Genomic DNA, 24,638 nt, shown 5'->3' on the forward strand with positions numbered 1-24,638 from the left:
TTGGGTTAGAACAGTTTGTAAACGATATTCAGAATGGTCAGCAGGCCGACCACGGTCACGAAGATGTTCTCGGTCCGGCCTTTGTATTTCGCCAGCGCGGGCGCTTTACGAATGGCGTACATCGGCAGCAGACACAGCAGAGAAGCGATAATTGGCGCCCCCATGGCTTCAATAAGGTCGAGAATGTTCGGGTTGGCGTAGGCCACAATCCAGGTGGAGCCCATGATGAAAATCATGCTGATGGTGTTCAACTTGCCGACGGAGACGTTCTTCTTATCGCCCTTGTAGCCGAACTTGAGGATCAGGCCGTTCAGCCCCTCCAGCGTGCCCAGGTAGTGGCCGAAGAAGGATTTAAAGATAGCGACCAGCGCGATGATGGAGGCACCGTATTCCAGCACCGTGGCGAACGTGGATTTACTGCCCGACATCGAGGCAAAGTGGTTCGCCAGGTAAGAGAGCACCGGAATGTTTTGCGCTTTGGCATCCGCCATGTTCTGCGGAGAGAGCGTAAACAGGCAGCTAAAGGCGAAGAACATCACCACCGCCACCATCAGCAGGCTGGCGCGACCGATGATTTTGGAACATTTCTGCTCGGTGAATGCTTTCCCGAACTCCGGCTCGTACTCTTCGCGTTTGGAGACCACGAACGAGGAGACGATGGGCGAGAAGTTAAAGGAGAAGACCATGATGGAGATCCCCAGCCACACCGTGACCAGAATGCCGTCATGACCGGTAAAGGCGATATCGCTCAGGTTGACCTGGTCGATTACCGCCGAGTTCCAGTACGGGATCAGCGACAGGGAAATCAGCACCAGGCTGGCAATGAACGGGAACACCAGGAAGCTCATCACCTTCACCATCAGGTCTTTCCCGAACCAGATCACAAAGGCCATCAGCAGCAGCAGGAACAGCGCCACCACGCCGCGGTTCAGCGCAGGCATCTGGAGCTGGTTTTCCCAGAAGGTCATAAAGGTGTTAGTAATGGTGACGCCGTAAATCCACAGCAGCGGGCAAATGGCGAAGAAGTAGAGGAAGGTGATCACCACCCCACCGGTTTTCCCGAAGTGCTCTTCCACCGTCTCGGTGATGTTGCCGGAGACGTTGCTGCCGGACAAACAGAGGCGCGCCAGCGCGCGGTGGCAGTAAAACGCAATCGGGAAGGCAAGTACCAGCATCAGCAGGATGGGGATCAGTCCGCCAAAGCCTGCGCGAATGGGGAAGAACAGCACGCCTGCGCCAATGGCGGTACCAAACAGGCCGAGCGTCCATGTGGTGTCAGACTTACGCCAGGAGGACGTTTTTGTCTGGCCAACGATAATGCTTTCTGTGTTGCTCATAGGTCACCTTTATGCGTCAACGAAGCCGGTAATTTGGGAAACACGGGAGAGATCGATATTGCCGCCGGAAATAATGCAGACGGTTTTACGGCCCTGAATATAGTGGTCAAGCTTGCCGCTTAATAACGCCGCGCAGGCCAGCGCGCCCGCACCTTCCGTCACCACTTTATTTCGCTGAATAAGGGCAATCATGCTGTTGCGAATATCGTCTTCACTCACCAGCACAATGTCATCGACCAGTTCACGAACAATTTCGAAGGTTAATTTACCCGGACGAGACACGTCGCAGCCGTCGGCTAATGTGCCGGTAACGCGATGGTTGGTTATTTCTCCGGCCTGCCAGGAAGCCGCCATGCCGTGAACGTTTTCAGACTGTACGCCGATAATATTGATTGTCGGGTTGATGGATTTAATTGCCGTTGCAATACCGGCAATTAAGCCGCCGCCGCCGATAGGGACAATCACATTATCCACGTCGTAAAGATCTTCGAGAATTTCGAGGCCGATGGTGCCCTGCCCGGCAATGACTTTCGCATCGTCATAAGGCGGAATAAATATGCGCCCCTCCATCTCGACGATTTCGCTCACCTTAGCTATGGTGTCGTTGAAGTTCTCGCCGTGCAGCACCACTTCGGCGGAGTAGTCGCGGGTAGCGGCGACCTTGGATTTTGGCGCGCCCATCGGCATCACCACTTTGCCGTCGATACCGAGCATGGCGCAGGAGAGCGACACCCCCTGAGCGTGATTACCTGCGGAGCAGGCCACCACCCCTTTGCGTTTTTCTGCATCCGTCAGCGAACTTAACTTATTAAACGCCCCGCGTATTTTAAACGAACCGGTACGCTGCATATTTTCAAATTTCAGGAATATCTCACCCTTACAGCGTTCGCTGAGATAATTTGAGCGCGGCATGCCGGTTTTATAAACTTTTCCCGCCAGGCGTTTTCTGGCGTCCTGAATATCTTCAATGGTCACCGGGAGATCGTAGGTAATGTGCATAATATCCTCGTTATAATAATTCATTCTTTTCAGGCAAAGTCAGGGTATCAGAGCGTTAAAAAGCGTCGCTCCGGGTGTTTTAAAACTTAATTATTTCTATCGTCGTTTATCGATATCCATCGACGAATATTGTTTTGCCAGTTCAACTAATACTGACGCCGATTTTTTAATACTGTAATTTTTCGACCACACGGCGGCATAGCGCGCCACGGGTAATTCATCTTCCACGGGCAGGACGATAAACTGGTCCGAGCCGAACGGCGCAATCATGTCGCGGGGAATCACCGTCAGATAATCGGCATTCAGGACAAGGTTATAAATGGTGACGACGGAATCGGTCTGGACGATGTTTTCAATGCTGATGCGGTTGTCTTGCAGGGTGGTCAGGAGTTCGTTGTAGTAGCCCATATCGGTTTGCGGCATCACCCACTGCTCATGCGTAAGTGATGCCAGTCTGGTCGGGCCGGTGCACGTTCGTGATTTACTCGCCACCAGCACAAACTCGGATTCAAACAGTGGCTCAACGTGAAGATCCTGAAGCAACATTCCGTCGCTCAGCGTGCCGATGGCAAAATCCAGCCGACCGTCGCGAATGGCGGGCAGGAATGAAGATAGCTGCGCTTCATACATGGAGACGCGCGCTTTCGGGAACACTTCCCTGAATTTTTTGATCATCTCAGACAGGAAGGTGAAGCCAATCAGCGACGGATAGCCAAAGGAGACGTCCATGACGGTACTAAAACTGAGGCTGTTGATTTCGCTCACCATGTTTTTCATTTCGCGGGTGATCGACTCAGCGTATGACAGCAGCACCTGACCAGCGGCAGTGAGTTTTACGCCAGTGTTTTTACGCACCATCACTTCCACCCCGAAGTAGGATTCGATGTCGCTGATGATTTTGCTGACGGCGGGTTGCGTCAGGCCTAGTTGTCTTGCGGCAGAACCTATGGAGCCACTTTTAATGACTTCCTGAAATACCACGAGGTGCTGAGTTTTCGGTAGAATAATAGTGTTCATAATATTCTGCGCTTATTTCCCTATGACGCAGCGGATTCTACCCAATAATGTTTCAGGGGGTATGTGCTGTTACTCACAATTTGCTCCCCCGCGCATTTTACGGGCACAACAAGAACCTAAAAAATACTTTATAATCAATGCTATATAAAATTAAAAGCACACCATTACGCTGATATCGATCAATAAAATCAGCAGTAATAAATTTATTTTATGGCGATAACCTTGATAAATTTCTCTGCGTTAAATAAATCAATAAAGACGAACTTTCAGACAATTAAAGGCCAATAAATAACCGTTATTCCTTTTAAACATTCTTTCAAATTATCAAATTTTGCAGAGGATTTTTGGACAGCTTTTTATAAACAGTGGAATACGTCACACATTCATAGCCTGAATGTTTTTAATTTCAATATGTTTATATCAAATAAGAAAATATTTGCGATCGTTCAGTTAACATTCGCAACAAATTAACAATACTGTAAATTCACCATTTTTTAGGGTGAAATTTTGTGATAACGATCGTTTGCGGTAGGCATAGCGATGCCCGAAAGGGTCATGCAGTGAAATGTGCTTAATGTCGCAAATATGAGAATTGATGTCTTTTGTGCGAGTTGCCGGGTGGCGGCGCTTACCTGGGCTACGAAACCCTAAAAGCAAAAACCCCGCCGAAGCGGGGTTCTGGAAGAAGTTGAAGCTGACCGATAAGCCGGGTTCTGTCGTGGACAGTCATTCATCTAGGCCAGCAATCGCTCACTGGCTCAAGCAGCCTACCCGGGTTCAGTACGGGCCGTACCATGTGAACCCCTATTTGGCCTTGCTCCGGGTGGAGTTTACCGTGCCACGGACTGTTACCAGCCGCGCGGTGCGCTCTTACCGCACCCTTTCACCCTTACCTGATCCCGCTTGCGCGGGCCATCGGCGGTTTGCTCTCTGTTGCACTGGTCGTGGGTTTCCCCCCCAGGCGTTACCTGGCACCCTGCCCTATGGAGCCCGGACTTTCCTCCCCTCCGCCCGTCTCCCCCGAAAGGGACGACGACGAAGCGGCGACTGTCTGGTCAGCTTCGGCGCGCAGTATAGAGGGTTTGCGCGCCGCTGTCACCCTCAGGTGCGGGCAAGATGCTATTAACGCGCCACTTCCACCTTCGCCAGTTTTTCGTAGTAGCACGCAATCGCGCTGTGATCGGCCGTGCCCAGGCCATCCGCACGCAGCGCCTGCATCATCTCCATAACCGCAGCGGTCAGCGGCAGCTGTGCACCCACGCCGTGAGACGTATCCAGCGCGTTCGCCAGATCTTTGATGTGCAGATCAATGCGGAAACCGGGTTTGAAATTACGATCCATCACCATCGGCGCTTTGGCATCCAGCACCGTACTGCCCGCCAGACCGCCACGGATTGCCTGATAAACCAGGTCCGGATTGACGCCCGCCTTCGTTGCCAGCGTCAGCGCTTCAGACATGGCGGCAATGTTCAGCGCCACAATCACCTGGTTCGCGAGCTTGGTAACGTTGCCCGCGCCAATGTCTCCGGTATGCACTACGGAGCCTGCCATCGCTTTCATCAGGTCATAGTATTTGTCGAACACGGCCTTATCGCCGCCCACCATCACCGACAGGGTACCGTCGATGGCTTTCGGCTCGCCGCCGCTGACGGGCGCATCCAGCATCTCTACGCCCTTCGCTTTTAACGCCTCGCTGATTTCACGGCTCGCGAGCGGGGCAATAGAGCTCATATCAATTAGCACCAGGCCCGGCTTCGCACCCTCGATGATGCCGTTTTCCCCAAGCGCGACCTCTTTGACGTGAGGGGAATTTGGCAGCATGGTGATGATGACATCGCACTGCTCAGCAATGGCTTTAGGGGTAGTAGCTGTTTCCGCGCCCGTCGCCATCACCTCAGCCACAGACTGTGGATTGTGATCGGATACCACCAGTGAGTAACCCGCTTTAATCAAGTTCTTACTCATTGGTTTACCCATGATCCCAAGACCAATAAAACCCACTTTCAGCGTCATAATCTGTTTCCTCAATGATGGTTATTTTTTAAAAGCGTCCGCTAATTTCTGCGTCGCTGAGCGGAACACGCCGAGGTCGCTGCCGACGGCAACGAACGTGGCTCCCCACTCCAGGTAGCGGCGAGCATCGGCTTCAACCGGCGCCAGAATGCCGCACGGTTTGCCGTGCGCTTTGGCGCGGGCAAAGATGTGCTGGATTGCGCGCTGTACGTCCGGGTGGCTGGCGTTGCCCAGATGCCCAAACGCCGCAGCCAGATCGCCTGGACCGACGAAGATACCGTCCACGCCATCTGTGGCTGCAATCGCATCGACGTTATCAACGCCCTGCTGGCTTTCAATCTGCACCAGAATAGTCATGTTGCTATTGGACTGGGCGAAATAGTCCGGCACGGTGCCAAACATGTTGGCGCGGTGCGATACCGAGACGCCGCGGATCCCTTCCGGCGGATAGCGCGTTGAGGCAACGGCCAGCGCCGCCTGTTCTTCCGTTTCCACAAACGGGATCAGGAAATTGTAGAAACCGATATCCAGCAGACGCTTGATAATCACCGGCTCGTTAGTTGGCACGCGCACCACCGGAGTGCTGGGGCTACCTTTCAGCGCCATCAGCTGCGGAATAAAGGTGTTGATATCGTTCGGCGCGTGTTCGCCGTCCAGCACCAGCCAGTCGAATCCGGCCAGGCCTAACACTTCGGTGCTAATAGGGTTTGCCAGCGCGGACCAACAGCCAATCTGAATCTGGTGCGCCGCGAGGGCGGCTTTAAACTTATTCGGGAAGATATCGTTATTCATCACTTAACCCTTTTTTAATTCCGCAGTTTTAGCCAGTAATATTTATTCCAGAACAGATTCTTTATATTTATTTCTCTGACTGAATGGTGGCGTTATAAAATCGTCATTCAGTATAATCGGCTCTACACGTCAGCACATTGTTTTGATGCTCAAGTATTGCGTTACATCTCAATGCTATTTTGAGCATATGCACAAAGCAGTGGGCGCTAATGCACAGAATCAAGGATTAGTCCGCCTGAAACGATCGCGATCACATTTTCACTTTTCTTCTCCTGACATGCTTTATTTCTACGTTAAGAAAACGATTATCAAACGAGTTATTTTTCATAGCTGAAACTTTGCCGGAGAAGAGTGAATAATGACCGATATTGCAATTAGAGAGGCACCCCCGACGGCGTTTTATATTAAGGTTCACGATACGGATAACGTGGCGATTATTGTCAACGACAATGGCTTAAAAGCAGGCACCCGCTTCCTGGACGGGCTGGAGCTAATTGAGCATATTCCGCAGGGGCACAAGGTCGCGTTGGTCGATATTCCTGCCCACGGTGAAATCGTACGCTACGGCGAAGTCATCGGCTATGCGGTAAGCGCTATTCCGCAGGGTAGCTGGATTGAGGAGTCGCTGGTGGCGCTGCCAGAAGCACCGCCGCTGAATACGCTTCCGCTGGCGACCCGCGTTCCTGAAGCTTTGCCGCCGCTGGAGGGCTATACCTTTGAAGGCTACCGCAATGCGGACGGTAGCGTCGGCACCAAAAACCTGCTCGGCATTACCACCAGCGTGCACTGCGTGGCGGGCGTGGTGGATTACGTGGTGAAAATCATTGAACGCGATCTGCTGCCAAAGTACCCGAACGTCGACGGCGTAGTGGGTCTTAACCACCTGTACGGCTGCGGCGTAGCGATCAACGCGCCCGCGGCGGTGGTGCCGATCCGTACTATCCACAATATCGCCCTGAATCCGAACTTTGGCGGCGAGGTGATGGTCATTGGCCTCGGCTGTGAAAAATTGCAGCCAGAGCGCCTGCTTCAGGGCACCGAGGATGTCAAAGCCATCCCGGCAGACGGGGCCAGCATCGTGCGCCTGCAGGACGAGCGCCACGTTGGTTTTCGTTCAATGGTCGACGATATTCTTCAGGTGGCAGAGCGACATCTGGACAAGCTCAACCGCCGCCAGCGCGAAACGTGCCCGGCATCGGAGCTGGTGGTCGGAACCCAGTGCGGCGGCAGCGATGCCTTCTCCGGCGTAACGGCCAACCCGGCGGTGGGCTATGCGTCCGATCTGCTGGTTCGCTGCGGCGCCACGGTGATGTTCTCCGAGGTGACCGAAGTCCGTGACGCCATCCACCTGCTGACGCCGCGCGCCGTTAATGAAGAGGTCGGCAGGCGCCTGCTGGAGGAAATGGCCTGGTACGATAGCTATCTCAATATGGGCAAAACAGACCGCAGCGCCAATCCCTCTCCCGGTAACAAGAAAGGCGGCCTGGCGAACGTGGTGGAAAAAGCCCTCGGTTCGATTGCCAAATCCGGCCAGAGCGCGATTGTGGAAGTGCTCTCTCCGGGCCAGCGGCCAACCAGGCGCGGCCTTATTTATGCGGCAACACCTGCCAGCGATTTTGTGTGCGGCACCCAGCAGGTGGCCTCCGGTATTACAGTGCAGGTCTTTACCACCGGGCGCGGCACGCCGTACGGGCTGATGGCGGTCCCGGTGATCAAGATGGCGACGCGCACCGAGCTGGCAAACCGCTGGTATGACTTAATGGATATCAACGCGGGCACCATCGCCACCGGGGAAGAGAGTATTGAGGACGTGGGCTGGAAACTGTTCCATTTTATTCTGGACGTAGCGAGCGGGAGGAAGAAAACCTTCTCGGACCAGTGGGGATTGCATAACCAGCTGGCGGTGTTTAACCCGGCACCGGTGACGTGAGTTTGCTGTAAACCTCGCTTAGCATGGCTTCGGCCATGCTTTTTTTTGCTTTCATTTCTTTCGCATCCTTACTTTTCATTTCGATTCTTTCATTTTTAAGATGTCAATCACAAAACAACATTCCGAAACCCTATATTGTCTTTCGCATAAATAAAACGAAAGGTTTCGGAGGAAAGATGTTCATCATCTCGTCGAAAGCGATGCTGCTAAAAGCACAGCGCGAAGGTTACGCCGTACCGGCATTCAATATTCATAATCTCGAAACGCTGCAGGTGGTCGTTGAAACGGCCTCTGAGATGCGATCTCCGCTGATCGTGGCGGGTACGCCCGGCACATTCAGCTATGCAGGAACCGGTAACGTGGTCGCCATCGCCAGCGATCTGGCCAAAACGTACAACCAACCGCTGGCGATCCACCTCGATCATCACGAAGATTTCGACGATATCGCGCTGAAAGTCCAGAGCGGGATCCGCTCGGCGATGATCGACGGATCTCATCATCCGTTCACTGAAAACGTCGCCCTGGTGAAGAAAGTGACAGACTACTGCCACCGTTACGATGTGAGCGTGGAGGCTGAACTTGGCCGTCTTGGCGGGCAGGAAGATGACCTGGTGGTCGATAGCAAAGATGCGCTTTACACCAACCCGCAACAGGCACGCGAGTTTGTTGAATTAACGGGTATCGACTCATTGGCCGTCGCCATCGGTACCGCGCACGGCCTCTACACTGCCACGCCGAAACTTGATTTTGAACGTCTGGCAGAGATCCGCAATCAGGTCGATATCCCGCTGGTGCTGCACGGCGCTTCCGGTTTATCTACGGCCGATATCCTTCAGGCCATTCGCCTCGGTATCTGCAAGGTCAACGTTGCCACAGAACTCAAAATCGCCTTCTCGAATGCCCTGAAAACCTATCTCGCTTCACATCCCGAAACCAGTGACCCGCGTCATTACATGGTGCCCGCCAAACGCGCCATGAAAGAGGTGGTACGTAAAGTTATTAACGATTGTGGTTGTGAAGGAAAGCTCTAAATACGAAAGCCTGAAGTCCTGACCAGGAGGAAACGTGAAAGATATTATTACCCGCCATAAAGCGGGAGAAGATCTCGGTATTTGCTCTGTTTGCTCAGCGCACCCGCTAGTAATCGAAGCCGCATTGCGGTTCGATTTGCATACCGACAACAAGGTACTGATTGAAGCTACCTCAAATCAGGTGAACCAGTTCGGCGGTTACACCGGTATGAAACCCGCTGATTTCCGTGATTTTGTTCTGAAGATCGCTAAAGAGGTGGGCTTTCCGCATGAACGTTTGATCCTGGGTGGCGATCATCTGGGGCCAAACTGCTGGCAAAACGAACCGGCAGACGCGGCGATGGAGAAATCCATCGCATTGATCAAAGCCTATATCGCGGCGGGGTTTAGCAAGATCCACCTGGACGCCTCAATGTCCTGTGCAGACGATCCTGTCCCACTCCCGCCAGGGGTGGTGGCACAGCGTGCCGCCCGACTGTGCAAAGCCGCAGAAGAGACAGCCACTGAAGAACAAAAAGCGGCGCTAACCTACGTGATTGGTACTGAGGTTCCCGTTCCCGGCGGTGAAGCCAGCAGTATTAACAGCGTTCATGTTACCCATGTGGAAGATGCCGCGCAGACGCTGGAAACGCATCGTGAGGCCTTTGCCGCGCTCGGTCTGGACGAGGCGATGACGCGTGTGATTGCGATAGTCGTACAACCCGGCGTGGAGTTCGACCATACGCAAATCATTCACTACCAGCCGCACGCGGCAGAGGCGCTTTCCGGCTGGATCCGCCAGACCCCCATGGTCTATGAGGCGCACTCCACCGACTACCAGACACGTCAGGCCTATCGTGCTTTGGTTCGCGATCACTTCGCGATCCTGAAAGTCGGCCCGGCGCTTACCTTTGCCCTGCGAGAAGCCATTTTTGCCCTTGCACAAATGGAGAAGGCCCTCATCGCCCCTGAGCAACGCAGCCATGCGCTTGACGTGATCGACGAAGTCATGCTGAACGAGCCGGATTACTGGAAGAAGTACTACCGCCCCACCTGGAGCCAGGCAATGGTGGATATTCACTTTAGCCTGTCCGATCGCATTCGCTACTACTGGCCGCACCCGCGCATTCGCCAGAGCGTTGAGAAGTTGATCGCTAATCTGAGCACAACCTCCTTGCCTCTGGGGCTGATTAGCCAGTTTATGCCCGTCCAGTTCGAACGATTGTCGATGAATGAGATCGCCGCAACACCGCAAAATCTCATCATCGACAAAATACAGGATGTATTACGCGCCTATCGATTTGGCTGCACCCCTGAACCCCTCTAATGCCGGAGAGTGTATGAGTCACGTTTTTGTCCGTACCGGAATTGAGTTTGAAACCTGCCAGCAGGCGCTGGCGCATATTGGCGAGGAGATGCTGGCTAACGGTGTTGTACACGCCACCTACCCTGCCGCCCTTCTGGAAAGGGAGATGAACTACCCCACCGGCATTGCCCTTGAACGCCATGCGGTCGCTATTCCGCACTGCGAAGCCGTACATGCGAAACGCCCCGCGATTTACCTGATTCGTCCGGACAAACCGGTGCATTTTCAGCAGGCCGATGATGATGGCGAGGTCGCCGTCTCACTCATCATCGCGTTAATCGTTGAAAACCCTGCGGCGCAAATGAAATTGCTGCGCCGCCTTTTCAGTGAGCTACAAAACCCGGACGTGCTGGACATGCTGCTGGCTGCGCCCGCAGAGCGCCTGGCCGATCGTTTACGGGAGACGATCCTTGAGCCTGTCGCCTGTGCCCGGGCTTCATAACATACTGATAATAAGAAAGGAGTACCCTATGAAACGCAAAGTTATTGTTGCCTGTGGCGGTGCTGTCGCCACCTCAACCATGGCAGCAGAAGAGATCAAAGAACTGTGTGAAGCCCACCACATTGAGCTGGATCTGGTCCAGTGCAGGGTGACTGAAATCGAAACCTATATGGACGGTGCAGACCTGATTTGTACCACGGCGAAAGTTGACAGAGCCTTTGGCGATATCCCGGTGGTGCATGGCATGCCGTTTGTATCCGGCGTCGGCATCGAAGCCCTGCAGCAAAAAATTCTGACCATCCTCGAGGGGTAAGATCATGTTTACCGAAATCATGCGGTACATCCTCGATCTGGGGCCAACCGTAATGCTGCCAATCGTCATCATCATCTTCTCTAAGCTGTTGGGGATGAAGCTGGGCGATTGCTTTAAATCCGGCCTACATATCGGCATTGGCTTCGTCGGGATCGGTCTGGTTATTGGCCTGATGCTTGACTCCATCGGCCCGGCGGCCAAAGCGATGGCTGAGCAGTTCCAGATTAACCTGCACGTGGTAGATGTCGGCTGGCCTGGTTCATCCCCAATGACCTGGGCATCACAGATTGCACTTATCGCTATCCCTGTTGCCATTGGCGTCAACGTTGTCATGCTAGTGACGCGGATGACGCGGGTAGTGAACGTCGATATCTGGAACATCTGGCACATGACCTTCACCGGTGCGATGCTGCACCTGGCAACCGGCTCTTACTGGCTGGGGATCCTGGGCGTTGTAGTGCACGCCGCGTTTGTTTACAAGCTGGGGGACTGGTTTGCCAAAGACACGCGGGACTTCTTCGGTCTGGAAGGGATCGCCATCCCTCACGGCTCGTCAGCTTACCTCGGCCCAATCGCCGTTCTGGTCGATACGATTATCGATAAAATCCCAGGCCTGAAGCGTATTCATTTTAGCGCTGACGACGTGCAAAAACGCTTTGGCCCGTTTGGCGAACCGGTCACAGTTGGGTTTGTGATGGGACTGGCCATTGGCATGCTGGCAGGCTACGACACCAAATCCGTTCTCCAGCTGGCCGTGAAAACCGCCGCCGTGATGCTGCTGATGCCGCGCGTTATCAAACCGATCATGGACGGCCTGACGCCGATTGCTAAACATGCCCGTAAACGTCTGCAGGCAAAGTTTGGTGGGCAGGAGTTCTTAATTGGTCTCGATCCGGCGCTGCTGCTGGGCCATACGTCCGTCGTCTCCGCCAGCCTGATTTTCATACCGCTCACTATCCTGATTGCTGTTATGGTGCCGGGAAACCAGGTGTTGCCGTTCGGTGACCTTGCCACTATCGGCTTTTTTGTGGCGATGGCGGTCGCGGTGCATCAGGGCAACCTGTTCCGCACGCTTATCTCTGGCGTCATCATAATGGGCATTACGCTGTGGATTGCGACCCAGACCATCGGCCTGCACACCCAGCTTGCGCAAAATGCTGGCGCGTTGAAAGCGGGCGGACTGGTGGCCTCCATGGATCAGGGCGGTTCACCCGTCACCTGGCTGCTCATCCAATTGTTCACCTGGCAAAACGTGGTGGGGTTCATCGTGATTGGTGCCATTTACGTCACCGGCATCCTGCTTACCTGGCGACGTGCCCGCGTGTTTAACGCGGCAGAAAAGAACGCCGCTGCCCCGCAAAGCCAGACGGTGTCTTGATATCCGGGGAGCCATGCTCCCCTCTTTTTCTGGAGTGAATATGAAATCAGTGGTAATTCACGCTGAGGGCAACGTGCGCGTTGAAGAACGTCCAATCCCTCACATTCAGGCTGCGGATGATGTGCGGGTGCGTATTGCCTGCTCAGGATTATGTGGCTCCGATATTCCGCGAATTTTTGCCGGAGGGGCACATTATTATCCCATCACCCTCGGACATGAATTTAGCGGTCATGTCGAAGCCTGTGGTACCGAAGTACACGATCTCAAGGCAGGCGATCCGGTTGCCTGCGTGCCATTACTGCCCTGCTTTTCCTGTCCGGCGTGTGAAAAAGGCTACTTCTCGCTCTGCAAGCAGTATCAGTTTGTCGGATCTCGCAGCGAAGGCGGCAACGCGGAATATATCGTGGTGAAGCGAGCAAACCTGTTCCGCCTTCCTGCAGAGATGGCAATTGAAGATGGTGCATTTATTGAGCCCATAACCGTAGGGCTACATGCGTTTCATCTTGCTTCCGGCTGCGAGGGTAAGAACGTCATCATTGTCGGCGCAGGCACTATCGGCCTGCTGGCGATGCAGTGTGCACTGGCATTGGGCGCCAACAGCGTTATCGCGATCGATATCAACGACGATAAGCTCGCGCTGGCAACAACGCTGGGGGCAACTCAGGTGTTTAATAGCCGCGCTCTGGCCGCAGACGACATCCTTAACGCCTTGAGCGACAACCCGTTTGATCAGTTGGTTCTTGAGACTGCTGGTACACCGCAAACCGTTACGCTCGCCATTGATATCGCCGGGCCGCGGGCCCAGGTCGCGCTGGTGGGTACGCTGCATCATGACCTGAACTTACCTGCGGCGACATTTAGCAAGATACTGCGTAAGGAGTTGACGCTTCTGGGAAGCTGGATGAATTATTCGGCCCCGTGGCCGGGTGAAGAATGGAAAACCGCAGCCCGTCTGCTCACAGAGAAAAAATTGCAGCTAAAGCCCCTTATTGCTCATACCGGCGATAGCGACAGCTTTGCTCAGGCTGTGCAAGGACTAAACGGTGCGCCTATGCAGGGCAAAATTATGCTGCGCTTTGCGTAGTGCTTCGAGCCAGCAACCTGAGCTGGCTCACATTTACTTTCGAATATTACCGTACACCTTTCGCATACCTTCGATTAGAATAGAGGCAGTTAATTATCAGGCAATTCAATATGAACTCATTTGAGCGACGCAATAAAATCGTTGACCTCGTCAACGCTCAGGGCAGTGTCATGGTGCTGGATCTGTCGAATATGTTTGGCATTTCAGAAGTGACGATTCGAACAGATCTGCGTCTGCTGGAAGAAAAGGGATTGGTCACGCGTTTTCACGGTGGCGCCGCAAGGCCCGGCAGCAACCTGGCAGAAAGCGAAAATCAGGAAGTGGTGCTGGAAGACCGTTATCAACTTGCGAGCGACCCGAAGAAGCGCATCGCACAGGCTGCCGCGGCCATGATTGAAGAGGGAATGACGATCATTCTGGACAGCGGAAGCACCACCATGCTCATCGCCGAAGCGCTGACCAAACGAGCCAATATCACCGTCATCACCAACAGCCTGCCTGCCGCGTTTGCCCTCTCGGAAAATAAAGACATTACGCTCGTGGTTTGTGGCGGTACCGTGCGCCATAAAACCCACTCTATGCATGGCACCATCGCTGAGCGCTCTCTGACCGGGATAAGCGCAGATCTGATGTTTGTCGGCGCGGACGGTATTGATGCCACCAACGGCATTACGACGTTCAATGAAGGCTATTCGATCAGCAGCGTGATGGCAGCTGCAGCGCATAAGGTGATTGCAGTGCTGGACGCCAGTAAATTTAATCGCCGCGGGTTCAACCAGGTGCTGCCGATGGAAAAAATAGACTGTGTGATTACGGATGATGGAATCGGCAAGCACGAAAAAGAACTGTTGGGTAAAACGGGCACCGAGATCATCACAGTGTAGTTTGCAGGCCGGGTAAGGCGCAGCCGCCACCCGGCAAAACAGTATCAGAAATTACTCCCCCTGCTGCTCCAGCGCATACTTATACAGCGCATTTTTCTTCACGCCGTGAATCTCTGCTGCTAATGCCGCCGCTTTCTTCAGCGGCAGTTCGGCCTGCAGCAAGGCCAGCGTGCGCAGCGCATCAGCAGGCAGGGCATCCTCTTCTGCCTTATGCCCTTCGACAATCAGCACCATTTCGCCTTTGCGGCGGTTTTCGTCTTCCTTCACCCACGCCAGCAGTTCACCGACTGGCGCGCCGTGAATGGTTTCCCAGGTTTTGGTCAGCTCGCGCGCCAGCACCACGTAGCGGGATTCGCCCCAGACGGTCACCATATCTTCCAGGCTTTCCAGCAGGCGGTGCGTGGATTCGTAGAAAATCAGAGTGCGCGGTTCCGCTTCCAGCTCTTTTAAGACGTCGCGGCGGCCTTTGGATTTGGCAGGGAGGAAGCCTTCATAGCAGAAACGGTCAGACGGCAGACCTGCAGCGCTTAACGCAGCAATAGCGGCGCACGGTCCAGGCAGTGGCACAACGCGAATCCCGGCTTCGCGACAGGTGCGCACCAGATGGTAGCCAGGATCGTTAATCAGCGGCGTCCCGGCGTCAGAGACCAGCGCGATGTTCTGCCCCTCTTTGAGCTTCGCCACCAGCGTTTCGGCTTTTTGTTGCTCATTGTGATCGTGCAGGGCAAACAAACGGGCGTTAATCGCGAAATGTTGCAGCAGTAAACCGGTGTGGCGGGTGTCTTCAGCGGCAATTAAATCAACAGCTTGCAATACGTTCAGCGCACGTTGGGTAATATCAGACAAATTCCCGATAGGAGTAGGTACAATATAAAGCTGGCCTTGAGAATTATCTGCCGTTTCGTGTTGTTTCATTGTTTCGTCCGTATTGCCGATTTAATATTGAGCATTGCGTAAAAAAAATCACTGGATACAGTATGGTACCGTTAACGTTTCTTCGAAAAAAAGCCACGCGCAGCGTGCCGCTGCTGCTCGCAGCCCTGATTTTTGCAGGCTGTGGCACCCAGGCACCTGACCAGAGCACCGCCCATCTTCAGGGCTCCGCTCAGGCTGATTCTGGCTTTTATCTGCAACAAATGTCGCAGAGTACAAATGATACCAGGATCAACTGGCAATTACTCGCCATTCGTGCACTGCTGAAAGAGGGCAAAACCCAGCAGGCTGCCGAGCTGTTCGGCCAACTGCCGAAAGAGCTTAACGATACTCAGCAACTTGAGCAGAGCCTGCTCTCTGCCGAGCTGAAGGTCGCGCAGAAAGATTATGATGGCGCGAAAAAGATCCTGGGGAGCATCGACCTGAGCGCGCTGGATAAAAACCAGCAGGCGCGCTTCTGGCAGGCGGGCATTACCGCTGAGCAGGGGCGCCCTTCCCTGACGCTCCTGCGTGCCTTGATTGCCCAGGAGCCGCTGCTCGCCGGTGCCGACAAGCAGAAAAATATTGATGCCACCTGGCAGGCGCTTGCCTCGATGACCCAGGATCAGGCAAAGGCGCTGGTCATTAACGCGGACGAAAACGTGCTTCAGGGCTGGCTTGATCTGCAGCAGATGTGGTTTAACAACCGCAGCGATCCAAAAATGCTGAAAGCCGGTATTACCGACTGGCAGACCCGTTACCCGCAGAACCCGGGCGCAAAAATGCTGCCAACCCAGCTGGTGAATGTGCAGAACTTTAAGCCTGCGTCGACAAGCAAAATTGCGCTGCTTCTGCCGCTGAATGGCCAGGCGGCAGTGTTTGGCCGTACGATTCAACAGGGCTTTGAAGCAGCGAAAAACGGCACCACGCCGGTAACGGGCAGTGCGGTTCCGGTGCAGGCAGCGCAGGCGGCCAACGTGAACGACGTTGTCAGCCCCTCAGCCGCCGAGACCAGTGACCTGACCACCGCACAAACCCCGCCGCAGGGTACAATGCAAAACCCGGTTACCGCACCGACTACCCCTCCAGCAACTGCCGCACCAGCAGCACAGGCTCCGGCTGAGGCACAAGCGACGCCTGCACCAGAGGCAACGACAGAACAGCCTCAACAGCAGCCGGCACAACCAGCATCACAACCTGCCGCTCAGCCGCAGGCCGTGGCGACCGCCAGCGCGAACCCTGGCGCTGAGCTGAAAATCTACGACACCAGTTCGAAGCCGCTTGACCAGGTGCTGGCGCAGGTTCAGCAGGACGGGGCAAGCATCGTTGTCGGCCCGCTGCTGAAAAACAACGTGGAAGAGCTGATGAAGAGCAATACCACGCTGAACGTACTGGCGCTCAACCAGCCGGAACAGGTTCAGAACCGGGCCAATATTTGCTACTTCGCACTCTCTCCGGAAGATGAAGCCCGCGATGCGGCGCGTCATATTCACGAGCAGGGTAAGCAGGCTCCGCTGTTGCTCATCCCGCGCAGTACGCTGGGCGATCGCGTGGCTAATGCTTTTGCCGACGAGTGGCAGAAGCTGGGCGGCGGCATCGTGCTGCAGCAGAAATTCGGTTCCGTCTCAGAACTGCGTGCGGGCGTTAACGGTGGAGCGGGTATCGCGCTTAACGGCAGTCCGGTTTCCGCCAGCCTGCCGCAGCAGCAGAACGTGACCATTGGCGGCCTGACCATCCCTGCCCCGCCAACCGACGCGCAGATAAGCGGTGGTGGTAAAGTGGATGCGGCCTATATCGTTGCCACGCCGCAGGAGATCGCCTTTATCAAGCCGATGATCGCGATGCGTAACGGCAGCCAGAGCGGCGCAACGCTCTACGCCAGCTCCCGCAGCGCACAGGGCACCGCAGGCCCGGATTTCCGTCTGGAAATGGACGGCCTGCAGTACAGCGAAATCCCGATGCTGGCGGGCAGCAACCCGGCGCTGATGCAGCAGGCGCTAAGCTCCGTACGTAACGACTACTCTCTGGCGCGTCTGTATGCGATGGGTGTTGATGCGTGGGCGCTGGCAAACCACTTTACCCAGATGCGTCAGGTGCCGGGCTTTGAGCTTAACGGCAACACCGGCGATCTGACCGCCACTCAGGACTGTGTGATTAACAGGAAGTTATCATGGCTCAAATACCAGCAGGGGCAAATCGTCCCGGCCAGTTAAGCCGTAAAGAGACCGGCGATGCGTGGGAGTTAAAAGCGCGTCGCTGGCTCGAAGGCAAAGGACTGCGCTTTATCGCCGCCAACGTCCGCGGGCGCGGCGGCGAAATTGATCTGATCATGAAAGACGGTCAGGTGATTGTGTTTGTAGAAGTCCGCTTTCGACAGTCTTCCCGTTTTGGCGGTGCTGCCGCCAGCGTGACGCTCGCCAAACAACATAAATTATTACAGACTGCCCACTTGTGGCTTGCCCGCCATAATGGGAGCTTTGATACTGTGGATTGCCGTTTCGATGTGATAGCCTTCACCGGAAATGAGATCGAATGGCTTAAAAACGCTTTTGGCGAAGACGCATAATTAAGATTTAAAAGGGATAACGTGCTCGAAAGAATTAAAGTGTGCTTCACAGAAAGCATCCAGACTCAGATTGCCGCGGCGGAAGCCCTTCCGGACGCGATCTCTCGCGCTGCAATGACGCTGGTGCAATCCCTGCTTAACGGCAACAAAATCCTCTGTTGTGGCAACGGAACCTCAGCCGCCAACGCACAGCATTTTGCTGCCAGCATGATTAACCGTTTTGAAACCGAACGCCCGAGTTTACCTGCCATTGCACTTAATACCGATAATGTGGTCTTAACAGCGATTGCTAACGATCGTCTGCATGACGAAATTTACGCAAAGCAGGTGCGCGCCCTGGGGCATGCCGGCGATGTGCTGCTGGCGATCTCCACGCGCGGCAACAGCCGGGACATCGTCAAAGCCGTTGAAGCCGCCGTTACCCGCGACATGACCATCGTCGCCTTAACCGGCTATGACGGCGGTGAGCTGGCGGGTCTGCTCGGGCCGCAGGATGTGGAAATCCGCATTCCGTCTCACCGTAGCGCACGTATCCAGGAGATGCATATGCTCACGGTAAACTGCTTATGCGATTTGATCGATAACACGCTTTTCCCTCACCAGGATGATTAAGGAGTTTTTATGAAGGCTTTATCGACCCTCGCAGTCCTTATGTCTGCATTACTGCTTCAGGGATGTATCGCTGCGGCCGTTGTGGGTACTGCCGCAGTAGGCACCAAAGCGGCGACCGATCCGCGCTCTGTGGGAACGCAGGTGGATGACGGTACGCTGGAGCTGCGGGTCAACAGTGCGCTGTCGAAAGACGAACAAATCAAGAAAGAAGCGCGTATCAACGTGACGGCCTATCAGGGCAAAGTCCTGCTGACGGGTCAGGCACCGAATACCGAACTCTCCAGCCGCGCGAAGCAGATCGCAATGGGCGTTGAGGGCACCACGGAAGTCTTCAATGAAATCCGCCAGGGTCAGCCAATCAGCCTGGGCACCGCGTCGTCTGACACCTGGATCACCACCAAAGTCCGCTCCCAGCTGCTGGGTTCAGACCAGGTGAAATCCTCAAACGTGAAGGTAACGACCGAAAACGGTGAAGTGTTCCTGCTGGGTCTGGTGACCGATCGTGAAGGGAAAGCGGCGGCGGATATCGCCAGCCGGGTGAGCGGCGTGAAGCACGTCACCACCGCGTTTACCTACATTAAGTAATCCACGTCTGACTAAAGGCCCGGTAGGCGCGAGCGCCACCGGGCTTTTTTTACATCAACGCAATACTCCCCACCATCACTCCGCTCAACGCCACCAGCCCCGCCGTCAGCCACAGCGCTTTCGCCGGGAAAGACTTACGCAGCATGATGAGCGACGGCAGGCTGATTGCCGGCAAGGTGATAAGCAGCGCCAGCGCCGGTGCGGTACCCATACCGGCCAGCATCATGGTCTGGACAATCGGAATTTCTGCCGCCGTGGGGATCACAAACAGGCAGCCTGCAACGGCCATCGCAATCACCCACATCAGCGTGTTGTCGATTGCCCCATCCGCATGCGGGAAGAGCCAGACGCGCGCCGCGCCCAGAACCAGTACCGCCAGGATATAGACCGGAATGGTGCTCCAGAAAAGCTGCCACAACGCCTTACCCCAGCGAGTAAAGAAACCGCCCTGCGGTTCGCTGACGTCCAGTTCAACGGCTGCGGGTTCGACGGCAGTATCCTTCACCAGTTTTTGTACCAGCGTCGCCACCACCAGCACCGTCAGCAGCCCGGCAACCAGACGGATAGCGGCAAAATGCCAGCCGAGCACAAAGCCCATAAACACCAGCGTCGCCGGGTTGAGCAGCGGGTTCCCCATCCAGAATGCCAGCGCACCGCCCATGGATACGCGCTGGCGGCGCATACCCGCCGCTACCGGTGCGGCACAGCAGGAGCACATCATGCCCGGCAGAGAGAAAATCGTCCCCAGCAGCGTGCCCTGAAAGCGCGGCTGCCCGAGTGTTTTCACCAGCCAGTTTCGCGGAATAAGTACCTGAATCAGCGATCCCAGGATTACCCCTAAGACGGCAGCTTTCCACACCGCCAGGAAGTAGACCATGGCGTAATCCCATGCCGCCTTCAGCGGGCTGGCATCAGCCTGAGCGAGTATAGATTTACCGATGCTGTGCGTTTCGGCGGCGGTGAAGGCTTTGCCGTAGTACGGCTGCCATTTCACATACCAGAGGCCAATGATGACCACGAGAAAGAAGAGTGCGGGCTTCCACCATTGGACAGGTGTTGCCGCCTGAGATGAAGACTGACCAGTCATAGCATTCCCCGGAGAGTGTTATTTAATAAGCCGGAGAAGTTTACGCCTCGCCCTGCGCGATTTCACGCAGTTTTGCCGAAGGGATGATATTGACGCCCTCCTGCGACGGTGCCAGCGCCTCTTTCAGCATCGCCTGCGCGACGTCCCGCGCCTCGATGGACTTCCAGTTACCCGGCAGGATACGAAACAGCGGGGCGAAGAAGGATTCGTTAAAACGCCGTTCGTCGCGGTGGCCCATCAGCATGGAAGGCCGCACGATTGTCAGGCGCTCCCACTTCTGCGCAATCAGCGCCTCTTCCATTTTGCCCTTCACCTGATTGTAAAAAAACGGTGAGCCGGTGCTGGCGCCGTGCGAGCTCACCACCAGGAAATGTTTTGCCCCCAACTTTTTCGCCGTCAGGGCGGTATCCACCACCAGCGTGTAGTCCGCATGGACGAACGCTTCTTTACTGCCCGCCTCACGCCGCGTCGTGCCCAGGCAGCAAAAGGCGATATCTATAGGATCCTGCACCTGCGCCAGCGCGTCGGTGAGCTGGGGATCGTGCGGGTTATAGACGCCGGTGATATCCAACAGCGGGCGGCGCGTCGGGGCGGCAATATAGTTGATATGCCGGTCCTGGATCAGCAACCGCAGCAGATGTCCACCCACCAGCCCGGTTGCGCCGGTAATCAGTACCTGACTCATCTTATCCCCTTTACAGAATTGTCCGTTTGCGATCTGGACCTGCTCTACCACACTTAAAAGTCTGTTACCGGTAAGTATTTACCACAAACGGGAAAAAAACAGTCTGAAGCGAAAACAACGGAGGAAGCATGGGTAAAAAAATCGCAGTCTTGATTACCGACGAGTTTGAAGATTCAGAATTTACGTCACCAGCTGAGGCATTCCGCAAGGCGGGCCACGAGGTCATCACCATTGAGAAAGAAGCGGGTAAAACCGTGAAGGGCCACAAGGGCGAAGCCAGCGTGACCATCGACGAGTCCATCGATAACGTCAGCCCGTCAGATTTCGACGCCCTGCTGTTACCGGGCGGCCATTCACCAGATTCCCTGCGCGGGGACGAGCGTTTCGTCACCTTTACCCGTGACTTCGTCGGCACCGGCAAGCCGGTCTTTGCCATCTGCCACGGCCCGCAGCTGCTGATCAGCGCTGAAGTGGTCCGCGGGCGTAAGCTTACGGCGGTGAAACCGATCGTTATCGATCTGAAAAACGCAGGCGCCGAGTTTTACGATCAGGAGGTGGTCAACGATAACGACCAGCTGATCACCAGCCGGACCCCGGACGATCTCCCGGCGTTTAACCGCGAAGCGCTACGCCTGCTCGGCGCGTAGCCAGTGAAGCTTTTTGCCAAAGCCCAGGGTGTTGTCGGTAAATTTCAGCTCATCAACGCGGATTTCCCACACCGGGGCTTTTAGCGCAGCAGCAACCGGGAAGCGGCGCGTGTAGCGTTTACGCTGTGCGTCGCTTTCTTCACCTTCCAGACGACGAATTTCGCCTTTGAACTGCACGCCGCGGATCAGCGCGACGGTTTTGGGCTGGCCGTTGACCGTGCCCGCCACTTTTGCCTGCTGGCCGGTCATCTGGGCATGCCGCGTTTTGTCCTCACTCATGACGTAAAAAGCGACGCGTTCAGGATCGTAGTAGTAAAAGGCGTTGGCGCACCACATTTCGCCCTCGCTATATACGCACCAGGTCACGACGTGCTGCTTTGCCAGCCAGCGGTTAATGGCGGCCAGTGTTTCCATTTTCGTTCTCTCTCATGCTATGGTGCGTTCACCTTAACATACTGAATCTGTTTACCGTGTGCTGGTTTCTCTATCTTGTCCGAACCGCTGATAACGCACTCTACACCGGGATCACCACCGATGTGGCGCGGCGTTTTTTACAACATCAAACGGGGAAAGGGGCAAAAGCGCTGCGGGGGAAAGGCGAACTGCAGCTGGCTTTTTCTGCCGCCGTGGGGGACAGATCGCTGGCACTCAGGCTGGAGTACCGTATTAAGCAGCTAACGAAGCGCCAGAAGGAGCGCCTCGTGACCGGAGACGGCTCCTTTGAGGCGCTACGCGAGAGCCTGATTAAAAGCGATTAAAATGGTCGTGGTAGTCCACCAGACCATTTACGCCGTTCAGGGCATCATCCGCCAGGCGATGCACCTGGAAGGCGGATTCGGTACCTGGCCAGCGGCAGCGAAGATCGTAATGCGCGGCCTGCTCGAAGCCTAAACGGCCATAGAACGCCGGATCGCCCAGCGTGACCACGGCGGCATAACCAAACTCATTCAGCGAGTCCAGCCCTTCATAGACCAGCTGGCGCGCCAGGCCCTGCCCGCGGTAGTTTTCATCTACCGCCAGCGGTGCCATGCCCACCCACTGAAGATCTTCACCCTGAACGATCACCGGGCTGAAGGCAACATAGCCGACAACCTGACCTTCGTCATCGGTGGCAACCAGCCCCAGCGTGATCAGGCCGTCTTCACGGAGATCGTGGACCAGTTGGGCTTCCGCATCGCTCTCAAAAGCGCGGCGTAATAACGCATCGATACCCGGTGCATCAATCCCTATTTCGACTCGAATCAGCATGGCTCACCTACTGAAGTGTGTTTACTGTCCGGCGGGGATTTCAGCCCCGCCTCAACAAAATCTGCCATTTGCATCAACATCACGCGCAGCGCTTTCGGCATCTGCTCCAGCTCAATGGCATCCATTAAATTCTTAACGTATAGGCCAAGCTCCGTGTCGCCCTCAATCACCAGACGGCGCTGGAAGAAGAGTGTGTCCGGGTCCTGCTTACGCGCGGCAATCATCAGCAGGTCGCTGGCGTTGGCGCTAAAGCTCACGTCCGCCTCGGCAGACTCACGAACGATCAGCTGGTCGTTCTCTACGGAGGTAAACCAGCGCAGCCCGATGTCACGCACCTCAATGCTTAACCAGCGCCCTTCCAGAAACTCCAGCTCGCCATCCTGCAGCGCCTGACGGAACTGCCAGCTCAGAACCTGCTCCAGCACCTGGCGTTTAAGCGCGAACGGCGCCAGCCTGACCGGCACGCTCAGCATTGATGGACCGAATTGTACGAGACGTGAACGCAGTTTATCCAGCACGAGCTTTACTCCCTGATAGCTATAGTCCCGCTATTTTGCCACATCCGTTCCAGAACATAGCGGCGTAAATCAACAAACCATCGTCGGACGTACCCCATTATTGGTGCCATCAATACGCCATTAGCTGCCTTAAATCAAAAATTGTCGCGTATGGGTTAATTAAAATCCCAGCTCGTTAACAATTTTGCTATCGACTACATCAGGATAATTTATGGAGCTGCTCTGCCCTGCCGGAAACCTTCCGGCGCTTAAGGCGGCCATCGAGAATGGGGCCGATGCGGTCTATATCGGGCTGAAAGATGACACCAACGCCCGCCATTTTGCTGGCCTTAACTTTACGGAGAAAAAGCTTCAGGAAGCCGTTAACTTCGTTCATCAGCACCGCCGCAAGCTGCATATTGCCATCAACACGTTTGCCCATCCTGACGGTTACGCCCGCTGGCAGCGCGCGGTGGACATGGCAGCACAGCTGGGCGCCGATGCGTTAATCCTGGCCGACCTCGCCATGCTTGAGTATGCGGCAGAACGCTATCCGCATATTGAGCGCCACGTCTCTGTTCAGGCATCTGCCACCAACGAAGAGGCGGTGCGTTTTTACCATCAACACTTTGACGTCGCTCGCGTGGTGCTGCCGCGCGTGCTCTCTATTCATCAGGTTAAGCAACTCGCGCGCGTCACGCCAGTGCCGCTGGAGGTTTTTGCCTTTGGTAGTCTGTGCATCATGGCCGAAGGCCGTTGCTATCTTTCTTCTTACTTAACCGGTGAATCGCCGAATACCGTCGGGGCCTGCTCCCCTGCCCGCTTCGTCCGCTGGCAGCAGACCCCGCAGGGGCTGGAGTCGCGTCTGAATGAAGTTCTGATCGACCGCTATCAGGACGGTGAAAACGCGGGTTATCCGACGCTGTGCAAAGGCCGCTACCTGGTCGACGGCGAGCGCTACCACGCGCTGGAAGAGCCCACCAGCCTTAACACGCTGGAGCTGCTGCCGGAGCTGCTGGCCGCCAATATTGCCTCGGTGAAAATTGAAGGTCGCCAGCGCAGTCCGGCCTATGTGAGCCAGGTGGCGAAAGTGTGGCGTCAGGCCATTGACCGCTGCATGGCGGACCCGCAGAACTACGCCCCACAGGCGGCGTGGATGGAGACGCTCGGATCGATGTCCGAAGGAACGCAAACCACGCTGGGCGCGTATCACCGTAAATGGCAGTGAGATAAC

26 protein-coding genes and 1 other RNA gene are annotated in these 24,638 nt (G+C 55.3%); 15 read left to right on the plus strand and 12 right to left on the minus strand.

Going from position 1 to position 24,638, the window contains the following annotated elements; all coding sequences use genetic code 11:
• Positions 1-5 precede the first annotated feature (5 nt).
• From tdcC to garL, 6 genes are all read right to left on the minus strand, one after another.
• A complete protein-coding gene (gene tdcC / locus DG357_RS19820) occupies positions 6-1,337 on the minus strand; it encodes a threonine/serine transporter TdcC (RefSeq protein ID WP_088204358.1) in 1,332 nt (443 codons plus the stop codon).
• 9 nt (positions 1,338-1,346) lie between these two features.
• Complete coding sequence (gene tdcB / locus DG357_RS19825) at positions 1,347-2,336, minus strand: bifunctional threonine ammonia-lyase/L-serine ammonia-lyase TdcB (RefSeq protein ID WP_063438555.1); 990 nt, start codon at positions 2,334-2,336, stop codon at positions 1,347-1,349.
• A gap of 96 nt (positions 2,337-2,432) precedes the next feature.
• Positions 2,433-3,353 carry a transcriptional regulator TdcA gene (gene tdcA, locus DG357_RS19830; RefSeq protein ID WP_045260099.1) on the minus strand — a complete coding sequence of 307 codons (921 nt, stop codon included), beginning with the start codon at positions 3,351-3,353 and terminating at the stop codon, positions 2,433-2,435.
• 686 nt (positions 3,354-4,039) lie between these two features.
• Positions 4,040-4,416: RNase P RNA component class A (rnpB, locus tag DG357_RS19835), an RNA gene on the minus strand.
• Between the two features lie 59 nt (positions 4,417-4,475).
• Positions 4,476-5,366, minus strand: coding sequence for a 2-hydroxy-3-oxopropionate reductase (gene garR / locus DG357_RS19840; protein WP_028014519.1), 891 nt, complete (start codon positions 5,364-5,366; stop codon positions 4,476-4,478).
• Positions 5,367-5,387: 21 nt separating this feature from the next.
• Entirely contained in the window at positions 5,388-6,158 is a 771-nt protein-coding gene (garL, locus tag DG357_RS19845; protein WP_088204357.1) for a 2-dehydro-3-deoxyglucarate aldolase, read from the minus strand.
• Positions 6,159-6,516: 358 nt separating this feature from the next.
• Here garL and garD point away from each other — a divergent pair, with 358 nt between their 5' ends.
• The 8 genes from garD (at position 6,517) to DG357_RS19885 (ending at position 14,565) form a co-directional block, all read left to right on the plus strand.
• Positions 6,517-8,088, plus strand: coding sequence for a galactarate dehydratase (garD, locus tag DG357_RS19850; RefSeq protein ID WP_088204356.1), 1,572 nt, complete (start codon positions 6,517-6,519; stop codon positions 8,086-8,088).
• A 176-nt stretch (positions 8,089-8,264) separates the two neighbouring features.
• Positions 8,265-9,119 (plus strand): tagatose bisphosphate family class II aldolase, encoded by an 855-nt coding sequence (locus DG357_RS19855; RefSeq protein WP_021242237.1) that lies wholly within the window; start codon positions 8,265-8,267, stop codon positions 9,117-9,119.
• A gap of 34 nt (positions 9,120-9,153) precedes the next feature.
• On the plus strand, positions 9,154-10,425 hold the full coding sequence (gene gatZ, locus DG357_RS19860) for a tagatose-bisphosphate aldolase subunit GatZ (protein WP_088204355.1): 1,272 nt from the start codon (positions 9,154-9,156) through the stop codon (positions 10,423-10,425).
• A 13-nt stretch (positions 10,426-10,438) separates the two neighbouring features.
• Positions 10,439-10,906: a PTS galactitol transporter subunit IIA gene (gatA, locus tag DG357_RS19865; RefSeq protein ID WP_032653576.1), complete on the plus strand. Its 468-nt coding sequence runs from the start codon at positions 10,439-10,441 to the stop codon at positions 10,904-10,906.
• A gap of 28 nt (positions 10,907-10,934) precedes the next feature.
• Positions 10,935-11,219 (plus strand): PTS galactitol transporter subunit IIB, encoded by a 285-nt coding sequence (gene gatB / locus DG357_RS19870; protein ID WP_021242240.1) that lies wholly within the window; start codon positions 10,935-10,937, stop codon positions 11,217-11,219.
• Positions 11,220-11,223: 4 nt separating this feature from the next.
• Positions 11,224-12,597, plus strand: a complete 1,374-nt coding sequence (locus DG357_RS19875; protein ID WP_088204354.1) for a galactitol-specific PTS transporter subunit IIC — start codon at positions 11,224-11,226, stop codon at positions 12,595-12,597.
• 40 nt (positions 12,598-12,637) lie between these two features.
• Positions 12,638-13,681: a galactitol-1-phosphate 5-dehydrogenase gene (gene gatD, locus DG357_RS19880; RefSeq protein WP_088204353.1), complete on the plus strand. Its 1,044-nt coding sequence runs from the start codon at positions 12,638-12,640 to the stop codon at positions 13,679-13,681.
• 110 nt (positions 13,682-13,791) lie between these two features.
• The gene (locus DG357_RS19885) at positions 13,792-14,565 is read left to right on the plus strand and encodes a DeoR/GlpR family DNA-binding transcription regulator (protein ID WP_008501493.1); all 774 of its coding nucleotides are present in this window, start codon (positions 13,792-13,794) and stop codon (positions 14,563-14,565) included.
• A gap of 51 nt (positions 14,566-14,616) precedes the next feature.
• Here the strand turns inward: DG357_RS19885 and rsmI are convergent, their stop codons facing one another.
• Entirely contained in the window at positions 14,617-15,480 is an 864-nt protein-coding gene (gene rsmI, locus DG357_RS19890) for a 16S rRNA (cytidine(1402)-2'-O)-methyltransferase (RefSeq protein ID WP_088204352.1), read from the minus strand.
• A 62-nt stretch (positions 15,481-15,542) separates the two neighbouring features.
• Between rsmI and DG357_RS19900 the strand changes: the two genes are divergently transcribed.
• From DG357_RS19900 to dolP, 4 genes are read left to right on the plus strand one after another with little or no spacing between them, the layout of a single operon-like run.
• Positions 15,543-17,690, plus strand: a complete 2,148-nt coding sequence (locus DG357_RS19900) for a penicillin-binding protein activator (RefSeq protein ID WP_088204351.1) — start codon at positions 15,543-15,545, stop codon at positions 17,688-17,690.
• Positions 17,648-18,043 (plus strand): YraN family protein, encoded by a 396-nt coding sequence (locus DG357_RS19905; protein WP_028014533.1) that lies wholly within the window; start codon positions 17,648-17,650, stop codon positions 18,041-18,043. Before DG357_RS19900 ends, DG357_RS19905 begins: the two co-directional genes overlap by 43 nt.
• 21 nt (positions 18,044-18,064) lie before the next feature.
• A complete protein-coding gene (gene diaA, locus DG357_RS19910) occupies positions 18,065-18,655 on the plus strand; it encodes a DnaA initiator-associating protein DiaA (RefSeq protein WP_003861754.1) in 591 nt (196 codons plus the stop codon).
• A gap of 9 nt (positions 18,656-18,664) precedes the next feature.
• Positions 18,665-19,240, plus strand: a complete 576-nt coding sequence (gene dolP, locus DG357_RS19915; protein WP_028014534.1) for a division/outer membrane stress-associated lipid-binding lipoprotein — start codon at positions 18,665-18,667, stop codon at positions 19,238-19,240.
• Positions 19,241-19,289: 49 nt separating this feature from the next.
• On the opposite strand, the gene DG357_RS19920 is transcribed toward dolP, so the two are convergent.
• On the minus strand, positions 19,290-20,327 hold the full coding sequence (locus tag DG357_RS19920; protein ID WP_028014535.1) for a permease: 1,038 nt from the start codon (positions 20,325-20,327) through the stop codon (positions 19,290-19,292).
• Between the two features lie 40 nt (positions 20,328-20,367).
• The gene (locus DG357_RS19925; protein ID WP_032644919.1) at positions 20,368-21,012 is read right to left on the minus strand and encodes an NAD(P)H-binding protein; all 645 of its coding nucleotides are present in this window, start codon (positions 21,010-21,012) and stop codon (positions 20,368-20,370) included.
• 128 nt (positions 21,013-21,140) lie between these two features.
• Here DG357_RS19925 and DG357_RS19930 point away from each other — a divergent pair, with 128 nt between their 5' ends.
• The gene (locus DG357_RS19930; protein WP_028014537.1) at positions 21,141-21,659 is read left to right on the plus strand and encodes a type 1 glutamine amidotransferase domain-containing protein; all 519 of its coding nucleotides are present in this window, start codon (positions 21,141-21,143) and stop codon (positions 21,657-21,659) included.
• On the opposite strand, the gene DG357_RS19935 is transcribed toward DG357_RS19930, so the two are convergent.
• Complete coding sequence (locus DG357_RS19935) at positions 21,639-22,073, minus strand: YhbP family protein (RefSeq protein ID WP_047364709.1); 435 nt, start codon at positions 22,071-22,073, stop codon at positions 21,639-21,641. The two genes, DG357_RS19930 and DG357_RS19935, sit on opposite strands and share 21 nt — an antisense overlap.
• A 14-nt stretch (positions 22,074-22,087) precedes the next feature.
• On the opposite strand from DG357_RS19935, the gene DG357_RS19940 reads away from it, so the two are divergent.
• Positions 22,088-22,417 (plus strand): GIY-YIG nuclease family protein, encoded by a 330-nt coding sequence (locus tag DG357_RS19940; protein WP_045260079.1) that lies wholly within the window; start codon positions 22,088-22,090, stop codon positions 22,415-22,417.
• On the opposite strand, the gene DG357_RS19945 is transcribed toward DG357_RS19940, so the two are convergent.
• Together DG357_RS19945 and ubiT are read right to left on the minus strand one after the other, a co-directional pair.
• Positions 22,404-22,907, minus strand: coding sequence for a GNAT family N-acetyltransferase (locus DG357_RS19945; protein WP_028014540.1), 504 nt, complete (start codon positions 22,905-22,907; stop codon positions 22,404-22,406). The genes DG357_RS19940 and DG357_RS19945 overlap by 14 nt on opposite strands.
• Positions 22,901-23,425 carry a ubiquinone anaerobic biosynthesis accessory factor UbiT gene (ubiT, locus tag DG357_RS19950; protein WP_028014541.1) on the minus strand — a complete coding sequence of 175 codons (525 nt, stop codon included), beginning with the start codon at positions 23,423-23,425 and terminating at the stop codon, positions 22,901-22,903. The genes DG357_RS19945 and ubiT overlap by 7 nt, the downstream gene beginning before the upstream one ends.
• Positions 23,426-23,636: 211 nt before the next feature.
• Between ubiT and ubiU the strand changes: the two genes are divergently transcribed.
• Positions 23,637-24,632: a ubiquinone anaerobic biosynthesis protein UbiU gene (gene ubiU / locus DG357_RS19955; RefSeq protein WP_014885366.1), complete on the plus strand. Its 996-nt coding sequence runs from the start codon at positions 23,637-23,639 to the stop codon at positions 24,630-24,632.
• Positions 24,633-24,638: the final 6 nt, after the last annotated feature.

The sequence above is a fragment of the Enterobacter bugandensis genome, from assembly GCF_900324475.1.
Lineage (GTDB): Bacteria > Pseudomonadota > Gammaproteobacteria > Enterobacterales > Enterobacteriaceae > Enterobacter > Enterobacter bugandensis.